The following is a 13006-nucleotide window of genomic DNA, read 5'->3' as shown; positions in this document are numbered from 1 at the left end:
CGCGATGTAGAGGCAGTGTCGTCCTGCCAATGGCCCTATCCGCACACGGTCCTTCCGCCCCGGACAGCGTGATGTCCGCAGTCATCTGGAATTTCGGAGAGAGAAATAAGCACAAGCCCCAGAGGAGAGTAGTGATGGAAAAAGCTACAGTTCTGATCTCAACAGCAGTCGCTCTGCTGACGATTACGGCATGTGCAGGCACCGATCACGGTAACACTTCCGCATCGCGCGAACCCCGCCGATGTTTCTGGCCATCGGACGTGCGCAATTTCCGGGCCGTCAATGCGACAACGGTCAATATCCGCGCCGGACGCGATGTTTACCGCCTCGATCTGCTGGGTAGCTGCCCCAATATCAACTGGAATGAGCGGATGGGCCTGATGACGACCGGAAGCTCCACGATCTGCGTAGGCTCAGGCCTTGGGACCTCGGTCGTGACGCGCGGAACGGCCGGGCGGGGGCAACAGCGCTGCCCCGTGCAGACGATCACGGCACTGACGCCCGAAGAAGTGGCCGCACTTCCAGGCCGCGAGCGGCCCTGAACGGATTCCCCCAATCGGCCCTCTCCCGATGAGGGCCGATTGACGCCTTTTCATCGACTTCCTAAGCGCGGAGGGCTCTACCAGTCCCACCACCGCTTGCGAAGGAACCCGCGCGATGAGCTTCTGCGATACGATCTGGGAGGAAATCGCCCCGCTGCGCCGGGCCATTCTCGAACATCCCTTCCTGACCGAACTCGCGGCCGGCACGCTGGAAGCGGAGAGTTTTCGCCACTACATCGTGCAGGACAGTCTCTATCTGGCCGAATACGCGCGCGCCCTCGCGCTTGCCGCTGCGCGTGCGCCGACGGCGGCGGGGCGCCTGGAATTCTCGGACGGCGCCAAGGTCGCCGTGCAGGTCGAGGAAGCGCTTCATCAGGCGTTCTTCGCGCAGTTCGGCGTGACTGCCGAAATGGCGCATGAAAGCGAGCCCACGCCCGCGTGCCTCGCCTATACCAGCTACCTCAACGCGCTGGCCGCCACCCGCAGCTATGAGGAACTGATCGCCGGAATCCTGCCCTGCTTCTGGGTCTATTGGGAAGTCGGCTGCAACGTGAAGCCCAGCGCGGCCTCGCCCAATCCCTATGCCGCGTGGATCGACACTTATGCGGCACCCTCGTTCGGCGAAGCGACCGACCGCGTGCGCATGCTGGTGGACGAGGCTGCGGAAAACGCCACCCCGGCGACGCGAAAAGCGATGGCGACAGCCTTCCGCAACGCCGCGCGCTACGAATGGATGTTCTGGGATTCCGCCTATCGCCGCGCCGCCTGGCCGATCTAGCGCCAGCGCCGGAGCGGCTGACGACTACTATTTCTTCACCGCCGCCGCCGGTTCGGGGTTCTCGAAAGCCCAGTTCAGGTAAGCCGCAATGCGAACGCCCGCGTGCTTGAGCCGGTCGTCGATCTCGCCGCGATGCTGATAGGCATAGTCCCACGAAAGGCTGGGGTTCGCGGGGTAGATCGTCTTGCGCAGGGCAACGCTCTCGGCAATCCAGACCGCCGGATCGCGCTGATTCCAGGCGATAACCTGTTCGGGCGTAATCGAGCGCGACAGCCAATGGGCATATTCGGAATAGGATAGCGAGCGGTGCTCGATCAGTCCGGAATCCCAGACCGAGTGCAGATTGCTCGGCGTTCCGAACCACGTAACCGAAACGGTGTTGCCGCCGCGGTCGTCGCCGCCACCGGCATGCAGCGGCTGATGCAGATCGCCAATGATGTGCACGATGAAGCGCAGCGCCGTGCGCTTGTCATCCAGCGAGGCATTCGGATCGCGCAGAGTCGCCGTGAAGCGCGTCAGGGCCGTCATCGCGTCGCCTTCGGGCGGCGCGTCCGAAGCGGCATAGCGGTCGCCATGCACAGTCACATAGTGCCACGGGCTGGCTTTCTTCTGCCAGAATTCGGCAGGATCGGACTTCATGTCGTCCGGCCATGTCGCCGCTTCGGCAAGGTCTTCCTCGCCAAGCAGCAGGCGGACATTGGCACGGGCCACGCCGCTCAGGTTTTCATCGGCAATGGCACCGGTAATCCGGTGTCCAATCGGCCCCCATGCCTGAGCCGGGGATGCGATGGCGAGCGAGAGAGCGGTAAGGGTCAGAAAGCGCATGCGAATTCCATACAGGCGCAACCGGGCCTCGCAAAGAGGGGAGCGAGCACCTTTCCCACGGCTTCCCGGCACTGCCGGATCAAATCATTCTCCAACAACCGCATTCCGCCGAAACCAGGATCGCGTCCCGGCGGAAATCGGCCTGACCGCTCAGGTGATGGAGCGCGCGCACAGGACATCGGCGACATAGACCCGGCCGGAAACCGTCTCTGTCGTCTGCGTCCGCGCCACCACCCAGCCCACGGAGCGGCAGAACTGGTTCGCCGCCTGCCGGGCACAATTGGAGCTGGAACCGCCCTCGCACTGGATGCGCTGCCCGTCGCGCAGCGGCGCGGGGAAGAATTCCGCCGACGCCCCGCGCAAGGACTGGCCGACGCCCGTCCCGAAAGCGCCGGTCGGGCGCATGGACAGTATCGTCCGGAACTGCGGATTGAGTGTGGGCTGGTCCCGCGTGATCGTGGTGCAGCGGCCGGCGTAGTTGCGGGCCGTGCAGATCTGCCACTCACCGCTTCGCACCCGGATCGAGCGTGCATCCCATCCCAGATTCAGATTGGGCTGGGCATTCGTCACCGACACGAAGGGGCCGTTGAACAGCGTGTCCCGGTGAACGATCGCTTCAAGCACATTGGCTCCGGGTGGTGCCGGACGCCGCTCCTCCGGCTGCACCGCCGGAGCGGCCTCCTGCTGTGTCGCTGCGGGCGGCTCCTGACTAGCCGCAAGCCCGGGAAACATGAATGCCGCCGCAAGTGCGGCACTAACGATGATGCGCATCGCCGTCCTCCTGCCATTGCTGTGAAGATGGGGCATTCGCGCTGAATGCCCCATCGCTTCGATTATCGTGACAGAGTGTTCTTGTAGACCTTTCCGTCCTTCATGATGACCACGAAATTCCTGGCCGGATCGGCGACCAGATTGAGGTTCTGGAGCGGGTTGCCGTCCACCAGCAGAAGATCCGCCAGCGCCCCGGTTTCAACGACGCCCAGCGTGCCCGCGTAAGGCGCACGCTTGCCCGACAGCTTCAGCAGTTCGGCATTGGTGGAGGTTGCCATGATCAGCGCTTCCGCAGGCGTGTACCAGCGGGCCAGAGAGGCCAGAATGGCGCCCTGCTGCTGCGCCAATGCGCGTGAGAACAGGACGTCGGTGCCGAATGCCGTCTTGATCTTGTACTTCTTGGCATACTCATAAGTGCGCGCGATGCCAGGGAAGACTTCGTCCGCTTTTTCCCGCTGGACGGAACCCACCGGCATGCCGGTGCGCATTTCATCGGGCAGAGGTTGCAGGCTGAGCCAGATGCCCTTCTGGGCGATCAGCTTGGCGTCGGCCTCGGTCATCAGAAAACCATGTTCGATACAGGTCACGCCTGCGGCAATGGCCGACTCGATCGCTGCCGGGGTAAAGGCGTGCACGGTAACGTACGTGCCCCAGTTATGCGCGGCTTCCACGGCCGCTTGCAGCTCCGGCACGGTAAAGGTCACCACATCGATCGGGCTGAACGGGGAAGAGACGCCGCCCCCGGCCGTAAGCTTGATCTGCGAGGCGCCCTGCATCAACTGCTCGCGGACACGCACACGCACTTCATCTGGGCTGTCGGCAATGGCATAGCCGCCCAACTGCTCTCCGCGCGTGAGCGGGCCGCCGATCTGGCGCGGCAGGTCCGACAGCGACCGGAAATCGCCATGGCCACTGGTAACGGTAATCATCGCTCCGGCCGGGTAGATGCGCGGGCCGACCGCAAACCCGGCATCGATCGCCTGCTTGAGGCCGAACACCGGTCCGCCCACGTCGCGCACTGTTGTAAAGCCGCGCAGCAGCGTGTCTTTCGCCTCATCGCCCGCGATCAGGTTGAGGTAGCCTTCATTTCCGGTGAGCATTTCGGCCGGGGTCGGGCGGATGAACATCGCATGCCAATGCGCGTCGATCAGGCCGGGCATCAGGGTCCGGCCGCCGCCGTCTATAACCAGCGTATTCGCATCGGCGGCAATCGCGTCCGTCGAAATACGCTCGATCGTGTTGCCGCGGACAAGCACATTGGAGGGCGCCGAAAGGTTCGCGTTCTTGCCGTCAAAAATGCGGACATTCTGGAACAGCGTCGCCTGAGGTCCTGCGTCGGCGGGGGCCTGCTGGGCCATGGCGGGAACGGAAAGCATCGCAAGCAGAGACGCCAGCAGCGCCACCGGCCAGAAACGGCCGACGGCGCGCGAATCCGGCGCGCCCAGAACCTTCTTCAACCATGTGCATGACCTCATGGCATTTCCTCCTCCTGACACCGCCGCCTACCCGGCCATCGCGTCGAAATCGAAACCCTGAAAAAACGCTCACAGATGACGAAGGCCTGCGTCCATTCGCCTATTTGTTCAAAGATGCACTGGTGGGCGCAGCGCAGGCCGAAACCGAAGCGGTCTGCGAACCGTTCACCGGCCAGCTGAGTTCGTACACGACCCGAAAACCGTTATGGTCGGAAAGGACCGGCCCGCTCGGCCCGCCATCGAACATGCCTTCGGCGCGTATGGGGCGTATCTTCACGACCGCGCCCGACGAAAAATACTGCTTGTCCTGCACGCGCCGCCATTGATCGGCGTGCTCCCAATGTTCAAGAACCTCGCACTGGTCGGGCTTCTCGATGCAGAACTGGTGGACGTTCTGTAACGGGAACTGCCGCGAGAAATGCTCGAAGCGGACGTCGGAGTTCCGCATGTTGAAATCCCCGGCGATGATCGTGGGGCTAGACAAGTCTCCGGTCGTGCTCGCGAAATCGGACAGTTCGTTGGTCTGCCGCTCGTGGGCGGCCGCGTGGCGCTCCACCGATACGCCCGACGCACGCTGCGCCTGCATATGGGTGTTGAAGACATCGATCCTTCCCGGGACGCCCGGGATAATGATCTCTGCCATGAGCGCGCCCTTGTTGGACAGGCAGTCAAACCCCGCGCAACTGCCCCTTGCATAGGGCCGCGCCTGTGCAAGCACGACCGGGTAATCCGTGGCGATCACCAGCCCGCTCGATGTAAAATTCTGCGCGATTTCGCCGCGGAAAATATTGCGCCTGCCCGGCAGCGGGCCTTGTACGTTGGGAGCCTGCCGCGTGCTGGTGTGCGGGCCGACGGTCAGATCAGTATAGCCCGTATCCTCGACCGCCTGGGCGGCAGCGCCGCTGAAGACTTCCTGGAACACGATGATGTCGGGGCCGTTATGCTGCGCGCGGAACGCGGCGAGACGCTTGCCGATCTCGCGCAGATAGGGCGCCCGGTTCTGACGGGCCGGCCAGGGCAGGCCTTCGATATTGTACGTGAGCACATCGATGTGCGTAATGGCTGTTGTGCCATCCGCCGAATAAGTGATTGGAGGCCCCGTAGCAGCCGCGCAATCGGCCGAACGTTCCGCAGGCAGGCTTGCGCATCCTGATAGTAGGAGTGCGGCACCTAATGGTGGAATACACAACCTCACAGTGACTTACTTATCACCGCGCGCCCCAACCGGCGCAAGCGATATCTTGTCTCAATGACTGGAGGCGTACTCCAAGACGCGGTCACGTTGCGACAAGGCAACACGACCGTCGTCCTGGCTTCAATACTTAGCGAACGAAGCGCCAGCGCATCGTTTCACCGGCATGGAACGGAACCACGCTGATCTCTCCATGCGTGATCGCGGCCGGCACGACCACATCCTCACGCCGCAAGGTCACGGTGCCCTCGTTCAGGGGCAGGCCGTAGAAATTGGGGCCATGCACGGAAGCGAAACCTTCCAGGCGGTCGAGCACGCCTTCCTCGTCGAACACCTGGGCGTAGCTTTCCAGAGCGTACGGTGCGTTGAAGATGCCCGCGCATCCGCAGGCCGCTTCCTTGCGCTCCACCGTGTGCGGCGCGGTATCGGTGCCGAGGAAGAACTTCGGCGAGCCGGACACCGCCGCCTTGCGCACCGCGAGACGGTGCTGTTCGCGCTTCGCCACCGGCAGGCAGTAGGCATGCGGGCGAATGCCACCGTCGAAAATCGCGTTGCGGTTGATAATCATGTGCTGCGGCGTGATCGTGGCGCCAATCTGCGGCCCGCTGCCGACAACGAAATCGACCGCATCGGCCGTCGTGATGTGTTCGAGCACGATCTTGAGGCCCGGGAAATCGCGCACCAGCGGCGTGAGAATGCGCTCGATGTAAACGGCCTCGCGGTCGAAAATGTCGACTTCGCGATCCGTCACTTCGCCGTGGATGAGCAGCGGCATGCCGATCCGCTGCATGGTCTCCAGCACGCGGGCAAGCTTGCGCACATCGGTAACGCCGTGCGCGGAATTGGTGGTGGCATTGGCGGGATAGAGCTTGCAGGCGGCGAACACGCCCTGCTCGAACCCGCGCTCGATTTCCGCCGGATCGGCATCGTCGGTCAGATAGCAGGTCATCAGCGGCGTGAAGTCCGAACCGGCCGGGAGAGCGGCCAGAATGCGCTCCCGATAGGCCTGCGCCGCAGCCACGGTGACGATGGGCGGCGTCAGGTTCGGCATGACGATGGCGCGCGCGAACTGGTCTGCTGTGTAGCCGACGACGGCTTTCAGCATCTCGCCATCGCGAAGATGCACATGCCAATCGTCGGGGCGGCGGATCGTGATCTGTGATGTCATGCCGCCGCTTTAGCCGCCAAGATGCGAGTCGTCGATGGTTCCGGCAGCATCGATCGACATGCGGCGAAGCACGGCCATCCGCCGATAATTTCCTATAATGAAATCAAACCGGGTTCATTCCAACCGCCCTATGCCCGGCACGCAAGGCGAGGTGCAAAATGACAATAAGCCCAATCGATCGGGTTTCGGCGGCCGCCTCCGGCCTGATGACCGCGAGCAGCGAACAGGCCGCAAACTTCGAGCCTCCTCACTCGGCGGATTCGGGAGCGCAAGCGGCAGATTTTCCGAAGCCGGTAGCCGCGCAGACAATAGGCTTCGGCAATCTACTGCTGCCGAGCACGGCCATGAATCTCATGAAACTGCTGGATGGAGAGCCGGTAGCTCCACTCGGCTCAAAGGCCCTTACGGATCGCGAAGTGCTTCAGCGCAACATGAAGCTGGCGGCTGCGAATTCGGAGAAACCGCCATCTGCCGGAGATCCCAATTATTACACGCAGAAGGATCTCGATACGATCAAGGCGGCCACCGGTTACAATCTTGTCGTATTCAACGGCGGAACCGCAATAGTCGATGACAATGGAAACCCTCCCCCGTCAGACATAGGCACGAATATTTCCATCCTTGCGGCCACTATATCCGGAGATCGTTCGGTGGGGATATTCAAAGGCGAAGTAACCGGCGGCGAATTACGCGATATATTTGCGCGTTACGCCGACATCGGCCAGTCATTTTCTGCCGATTGGCTCGACAAGGCGATAGACTTTCTCCAGAGCAGCCCGTCAGTCAGCCAATAGTCCCGATAGTCGAGGGCTAGTTCGGCTCTCCACCCCGCCAAGCTGAAAACGCACAAACGTGCCCTATTAGGTGCGCTCGACCGGCGCACATTCCAACGAAGGATTCTTTCGGAATCTCGGTGTTTACCCCAATGGAATCCTTCGGATCCACGCGTAACGTGCCCGTCTCAGCCTTCCTGACGTTGTCCGAAGGCCGGATATACGTGGCGGAGGCCCAATGTCACCTTCACCCGTTCTTTGAAAGGTCATGCGATGAGGTTAGATCGTCTGCAAATCACGCGTCGTCTGGCAGTTGGTGGCATCGCGGCCGCCGTACTGACAATGGCTGTTCCGACACAGGTGAGCGCCGCTTCATCGGCGGCGGAAATCGAGGCAAAGTCGCGGGCCGCGCTGAACCAGCTCCTTGCCTCCAACCCCAAGGCGGCAGCCGTTGGCAAGAAGGCCAAGGGCGTCATGGTCTTTCCCAAGATCATCAAGGGCGGCTTCGTGATCGCCGGTTCATCCGGTGACGGCACGCTGTTTGTAAACGGCAAGGCAACACGGTTCTTCAACATGTCGAGCGCTTCGGTCGGCTTGCAGGCCGGAGCCCAAGGGTACGGCTATGCGCTCTTTTTCATGAATGAGCAAAAGATGGCCGAGACGATCAACGGCGCGAGTTGGGATGCCGGCTCCGATGCCAGCATAGCGTTCATCGACAAGGGCGCCGAAGCGTCGCTCGATACGGCCAACCTGAACAAAGCGATCTATGCGTTCGCCTTCAGTCAGAAGGGCTTGATGGGCGGGGTTAGCCTGAAGGGCAGCAGGATCAAGGAAATCCATCCGAAGTAACCGGATGCAAGCGGCGGGCGAGGTGCCATTCGGGCGAACGTGCCCGGCTCACCTGTCCGCCGCTTTCCCAATGGAATGCAACAATCCGAAGTGCGAGGGTGCCAGCGCACGGTCGGTGAAGCGCGCCGTGCGGATGGCGCCGTGGAAGAAGTTCACGCGGTTATAGCGCACGCCTATCGAGGTGTTGCCCGGCCCTTGCGGCGTGAAGCCGTCAACCCGCGCCTCGCCTTCCAGCACGCCGTCGACATAGCTGCGATAGGTCGTTCCGTCGAACGTCTGGGCAACGTGATACCAGCGGCCGATGGGGTGCAGCTTCGCCGGGTCGATCAGGACCTGCGAATAGCCCTTCCCCTTGATGAAGCTGTCCAGATACCACGAATTTCCGACCACCCGGATCTCGAACATGATCCGCGTCTGGTTAGCGGGATCGTCCGAGGCGAGATGCAGCCAGCGCTGCTCGAACGCGCCGCCGTCGGGCCGGAACACCGCCTCCAACGTGAACTGCCGCGCGCCGGCAAGCGGATGGCGGGCAAGGTAGAGCGCATCGTCCACGCCGTCGAACACCACGGCCTTGCCGACCGGTCCGTCCTCGACATGGGGATTGCCGAGCACTTGCGGGTGCAAGTTGCCGATGCGGTCGAGGCGGTCGAACGTCCAAACGACCTGCCCCTCCTTCGCCTGCGCCGGGGCGGCCAACACCGCCAGCACCAGCAGGGCGAGGGCCCGGACACGCATCAGTGCGCCTCCCCAAGGATCACGACATTGTTGCGCTGGGTCACTTCCGGCGCTCCGGTCGAGACTCTGACATGCAGCACTTCAGGCGCACCGGCGGGCACGGTGAGCGTGACCGTTGCCGTCTTGGCCAGGAGGTCGGTCGGCGGCGCCAGCGCAGGCACGGGGGCGGAAGCGAGGACCTTGCCCTCGGGCGTCTCCAGCGTGAGCGTGCCCGCAGGCGCGGCGACCGAGCCGAGGCTGTGCACGGTGACGGCAAGCCTGTTGCCCTTGCGCGTCACGTCATCGAGACCGATGCCGAGATCGGGGCGATGCTCGGGCTGGACAGCGGCCTTCTGCTTGAGCCGGAAAGTCATGACCGTCGCCGTGCCCGGCGCGAAGGTGACCGGCAGCGAACCGCCGCGTTCCAGTTCGACCTCGCGCGGGGTCGCGCCCTTCGCGACATCGCTGCCGTCCGCAGCAAGACCCTGCGTCATTTCCCAGGTGCCCGCCACCACGTTCCACGTTCCCATGTCCGCGCGCTGCTCGGTGCCGGTGGTGTTGTAGGCGACGACCGTGAACTGCTCGGGCGTTGCATCGCGCACGAGGATCGCCACTTTCACCGCCGCCTCGGGATCGGCGAAGCGCCAGCTCACCGCGTTGCCCGGATAAGTCTGGTTACGCTTGAGGGCGATACCGCCGAGCCGCTCGCGCTGGAGCAGCTCGTTCGGCGCCTCCACGCGGTCGCTCCACCAATGGCCTTCGGTGTACATGTACATGTGCTGGCTCTTGTCCGAGATGCCATGGGCATTGAGCGCCTCCAGCCAGGCACGGTCGCCGGTGGTGTTCCAGGCCTCGAACCGGGCGAAGTCGTCGCCGCCCTCTGCCTTGCGCAGCACGGGGTCCTTCAGATCCCCCCGCTTGCCCAGTACGGTCAGGGCGTTCTCGTTAAGCTCGGCCAGCACGCCGAAATTGTCCTTGCCGACGCGGCCGAGGATCGGGCGCAGATACTTGTCGTCGCCGGTGAAGCGCCATGCCGCCCAGGCCGACTGCATCGGCAGCGTGGCGCCGCCGCCGTCGCCCGCGCGCTCAGTGTCGTGGTCGAAGCTGATGTCGTTGGGGAAAGTCCAGAGCCCGTTCGCGCCCTGCTTGCCATGGGCCAGCAAGCCGTCGACCAAGCCCGTCACCAGTCCCCGCGCGGTCGGATCGGCATTATAGAGGCCCAGCAGGACCGGCGTGTGCATGATGACGAAACCATAGGGTTTCTGCCATGCCCACGGCTCGTCGCGGTAGATCTTGCGCGCGCCGTACCAGCTGGACGAAATGTGCATGTGCCCCGCCGGGTTCACGCGGATCACTTTGCCCAGCGCCTTGACGGTGGCCATCATCCGCTCGACCGCCTTGGGTTCGCCCCAGTTGAGGTAAAGCCGCTCGGCGTCGGAATTGATGCCTTCCTCGTAGACGTGCAGCTCGTCGGTGGTGATGTAGCCCAGTCCATCGACGATCATGCCGTTCTTGTAGACCGCGTCCGATAGCGCCCGCAGCGATCCGTTGATCTTGTCCGGATCGACGCCCATCAGCGCAAGGCCGGGCCATTGCTGGGTCAGGTCGGTATCGTCGGAAATGCCGCCGCCGAAATCGCCGTAGGGCACTTGCCGATTGTCGATCCACCAGTTCACGAATTGGCGAGTGAGCTTCAGGTCCTCAAGCTGGCGGAACGCCCAGAGCGGCATGCCGGCCGGCGGCTGCGGCTGGACGAAGGGTGGAAGCTGCGCCTCCGAATAGCCGATGTCCGCCCAGTAGCGCCGCGCTTCCAGATTGTCGGGATCGACGCGCAGCAGGTCGGTGATGTCGCCATAGAGGCGCCGATAGAGCGCGGCGCGCTTGGACGCGGTATGCTCCTCGACCAGGAAGGCCCAGTTGTCCTTCACCTGATTGAAGCGGTCGGCCACATGTTCGACTTTCGCCTCGACACGGTCCTTGAAGACGAGGCGCACGGTCATCCCGTCGATCGATTTCGCGCCGAAGTCCGGCGCGGCCGAGGCCACCGTCATGTAGAGGCTGTCCGCCGTCAGGATCCGGTCGCGCAAGTCCAGCCAGAGCGTGCGCGGCTGTCCGGGACGCACCGATACCTGCACGTCGATCATGTCGCGGTCGGGCCAGATCGGGTCCTTCACGCGGATGTCGAGCGGGATCACGCCTTGCGCATTGGGCTTCGCGTCGATCGCGGGCAGGTCGATGGCCAGCCCGTCCAGCCCGTCGTGGACGTTCTCCCAGCCATAGTTCCAGGCGCGCGCCAGTGGGCGGCCTGCCGGAGCGTCGCCGAAGTTCGAGGGGATCAGCACATGGACCAGCGGCAGGTCGTCGCCGCTGCGCCGCGCCATGCCCGAGGCGCCGGCGCTGCCCGCGCCGACCGCCGCCTTTACCCCGCCGGTCGGGAGCGCCACCACGGTCGAACGCTCGTTCGCCGGATAGCGCCCGGCGATATGCGCATTGAGCTGCTCCAGCGCGCCAAGGTCCGACGCGGCATCGGCGTGCACCGTATAGCTAAGCTGGAACGTGCCCTTGGGCACTTCCCCGGCATGGATATCGTAGGCCCAGATCTCCTGGATCGGCTGCTCCTGCATCACATTGGTGAAGCGCAAGCTGCCGCCCGTCTTCGTGGGGGTATCGGTGAGCGAGCGCACCACGCCCTTGGGCCGCGCCGCCAGCTTGCTCCACGCGGACTTACCATCGGGAGACCACTCCAGCGCGCCGTAGGCCGCGCCGCGAATTTCGACGCGGTTGAACGCCGCGTTCTGCGGCAGCGTCAGTTCGTAGGTCTTGCCGCCCTCAACATAGACGTTCCAGTCCGGCAGCTCGAAATAATCGTCACGCCCGGGCAGGCGAGAGCGGTTGTAGACGCCGGGCCAGGTGGTCTCGGCAATGCCGTCCACGCCCTTCCACATCCATTCCTTGAGGTCCTTGGCATCCGCGAATTCGACCTTGCGGATGGCGGTGACCTTGTCATCCAGCACGGGCGGGCTCTGCGTGTCCCAGCCGAAGCGATGGAGCCACGCCTTGCGCAGATCGGTCTGAGCTGAAGCAGGCGTTCCGGCCGGTTGCTGCCGCGCCGCCAGTTGCGCCACTTGTGTACCGTCCAGCATGTGGTCGTAGACGCGGATGCCGTCGAGGTCGGACCCGCGCATGAAGTTGTAGCGGCTCTGCACCTGATGCGGCGCGATGACGCGGCCCGCGAGGCCGAACTGGTCCAACGCCATGTCGAGATCCGCCGCCTGCTGCTTCGAGGCCACTTCCTTGCCATCCCAGAACAGCCGCACGCCCTGCGTCTCGTCCCAGGCGAAGGCGATGTGGTGCCAGTCATCGGCGGTCGGCGGCGTCGGGATCGTCCAGCTTACCCGCACGCGCGAGAGATTGGCGTCGGTCACGAAAGCATCGAAGCCGTGGCCGTTCCAGTCGATGCGCAGGAAGGCCATGTCCCAGCTCGAATGGTCGCCCGCGCTCGCGCGGAAGATGACGAACGGCGCCTCGCCCACCGGCGTATGGCTGCGCCAGAAGAACGACAGCGTGCCGCGCTGCGCATAGATATTGCCGGGCGCCTCCCACGCGACATAGCCGCCATCGGACCATCGCCCCGCACCGCCGACGGCACCGTCAGGAACGATCGAGACATCGCTCTTGAAGTTCGGAACCGCCGCGCCGCCGGACACCGTCGCATCGAACCCGCTGTCGAGCGGCGCATGGAACAGCAGGCCGTCCGCCTCCTGCGCGATAGCCGGAGCCCCGGCAATGCAGAGACCGGCGACAGCCAGAGCAATCCGCGAACAGACCAGATTCGTCACGATACGCCATTGGGGGTGCGACACGCAGGCTTCTCTCCCTTGGCGGGCCGGGGAGAACACTCTCCACGGTCTCCGTCCTT

General features: G+C 63.9%; 11 protein-coding genes. 4 read left to right on the top strand and 7 right to left on the bottom strand.

Going from position 1 to position 13006, the window contains the following annotated elements:
• Positions 1-134 precede the first annotated feature (134 nt).
• Both EDF56_RS06240 and tenA read left to right on the top strand, forming a co-directional pair.
• Positions 135-542 (top strand): DUF6491 family protein, encoded by a 408-nt coding sequence (locus EDF56_RS06240; RefSeq protein WP_132385898.1) that lies wholly within the window; start codon positions 135-137, stop codon positions 540-542.
• Between the two features lie 115 nt (positions 543-657).
• Positions 658-1320 (top strand): thiaminase II, encoded by a 663-nt coding sequence (tenA, locus tag EDF56_RS06235; RefSeq protein ID WP_132385897.1) that lies wholly within the window; start codon positions 658-660, stop codon positions 1318-1320.
• Positions 1321-1347: 27 nt separating this feature from the next.
• Here tenA and EDF56_RS06230 read toward each other — a convergent pair whose 3' ends face one another.
• The 5 genes from EDF56_RS06230 to pyrC form a co-directional block, all read right to left on the bottom strand.
• Positions 1348-2145: a S1/P1 nuclease gene (locus EDF56_RS06230; protein ID WP_132385896.1), complete on the bottom strand. Its 798-nt coding sequence runs from the start codon at positions 2143-2145 to the stop codon at positions 1348-1350.
• 150 nt (positions 2146-2295) lie between these two features.
• Positions 2296-2916: a beta/gamma crystallin-related protein gene (locus EDF56_RS06225; RefSeq protein WP_132385895.1), complete on the bottom strand. Its 621-nt coding sequence runs from the start codon at positions 2914-2916 to the stop codon at positions 2296-2298.
• A gap of 62 nt (positions 2917-2978) precedes the next feature.
• Positions 2979-4391 (bottom strand): amidohydrolase family protein, encoded by a 1413-nt coding sequence (locus EDF56_RS06220; RefSeq protein WP_165912099.1) that lies wholly within the window; start codon positions 4389-4391, stop codon positions 2979-2981.
• Positions 4392-4491: 100 nt separating this feature from the next.
• Positions 4492-5586: an endonuclease/exonuclease/phosphatase family protein gene (locus tag EDF56_RS06215; protein WP_132385894.1), complete on the bottom strand. Its 1095-nt coding sequence runs from the start codon at positions 5584-5586 to the stop codon at positions 4492-4494.
• 127 nt (positions 5587-5713) lie between these two features.
• Positions 5714-6751 carry a dihydroorotase gene (gene pyrC, locus EDF56_RS06210; protein WP_132385893.1) on the bottom strand — a complete coding sequence of 346 codons (1038 nt, stop codon included), beginning with the start codon at positions 6749-6751 and terminating at the stop codon, positions 5714-5716.
• Positions 6752-6909: 158 nt separating this feature from the next.
• Between pyrC and EDF56_RS06205 the strand changes: the two genes are divergently transcribed.
• Both EDF56_RS06205 and EDF56_RS06200 read left to right on the top strand, forming a co-directional pair.
• A complete protein-coding gene (locus EDF56_RS06205) occupies positions 6910-7545 on the top strand; it encodes a hypothetical protein (RefSeq protein WP_132385892.1) in 636 nt (211 codons plus the stop codon).
• A gap of 252 nt (positions 7546-7797) precedes the next feature.
• Complete coding sequence (locus EDF56_RS06200) at positions 7798-8373, top strand: lipid-binding SYLF domain-containing protein (RefSeq protein ID WP_132385891.1); 576 nt, start codon at positions 7798-7800, stop codon at positions 8371-8373.
• 48 nt (positions 8374-8421) lie between these two features.
• On the opposite strand, the gene EDF56_RS06195 is transcribed toward EDF56_RS06200, so the two are convergent.
• Both EDF56_RS06195 and EDF56_RS06190 read right to left on the bottom strand, forming a co-directional pair.
• Positions 8422-9108, bottom strand: a complete 687-nt coding sequence (locus EDF56_RS06195) for a LamG domain-containing protein (protein ID WP_132385890.1) — start codon at positions 9106-9108, stop codon at positions 8422-8424.
• The gene (locus EDF56_RS06190) at positions 9108-12950 is read right to left on the bottom strand and encodes a LamG-like jellyroll fold domain-containing protein (RefSeq protein WP_243652424.1); all 3843 of its coding nucleotides are present in this window, start codon (positions 12948-12950) and stop codon (positions 9108-9110) included. Before EDF56_RS06190 ends, EDF56_RS06195 begins: the two co-directional genes overlap by 1 nt.
• Positions 12951-13006 lie beyond the last annotated feature (56 nt).

The sequence above is a fragment of the Novosphingobium sp. PhB165 genome, from assembly GCF_004341845.1.
Taxonomy (GTDB): Bacteria; Pseudomonadota; Alphaproteobacteria; order Sphingomonadales; family Sphingomonadaceae; genus Novosphingobium.
Note: the sequence above shows the minus strand (reverse complement) of the source record. Positions and strands in the feature narration are given on the sequence as shown.